The following is a 584-nucleotide window of genomic DNA, read 5'->3' on the forward strand; positions in this document are numbered from 1 at the left end:
CAGCCGGACCTGGACTTCGGCGTGCTGCTGGATCAACCGGCTCTGTTCTGCCTCTGGCAGGGCGCGCAGGCGGTGCGCCATGTGCACGGCGTGGTGTCGGCGATTACCCAGGGGCAAACGGGCTTTCGGCGCACCCGCTATCGCGTCGTGGTGGAGCCCCAACTGGCCCGTGCCGGGTTGCGTTCCGATTGGCGGCTGTATCCGCAGCAAACCATCCCGCAGATCATCCAGGCCGTGCTCCAGCGCTCGGGCCTGACCGACGTGGAGTCCATCCTCACCAAGACCCACGACGTGCGTCCCTCGGTGATGCAGCCGGGGGAAACGGACCTGGATTTCGTGCAGCGCCTCGCCGCCGAGAGCGGGCTGTATTACGCCTTCGCACACAGCACCCAGGGCCATCGCCTGATCCTGGGCGACCGCCTCTACGTGCACGGCGCCATCGAGGGCGGCCCGGTGGCCTACGTGCCGGCACGCGGCGGCGATCAGGCCATGCCCTGCCTGTGGCGGTTCCAGTACACCGAGCAGGTGCGCACCGCCCAGGTGACCCAGCACGATTACAGCGAGAACCACCCGCGCTTCAACCA

The 584-nt window shown here is 68.2% G+C and carries 1 protein-coding gene; it reads left to right on the forward strand.

The genetic code is table 11. The features are described from left to right. On the forward strand, positions 1-584 hold a 584-nt coding region (locus tag JHD67_RS21415), incomplete at both ends, for a contractile injection system protein, VgrG/Pvc8 family (RefSeq protein ID WP_255557453.1).

Origin of the sequence: Dyella sp. ASV21 (assembly GCF_016428975.1) — a bacterium.
Lineage (GTDB): Bacteria > Pseudomonadota > Gammaproteobacteria > Xanthomonadales > Rhodanobacteraceae > Dyella.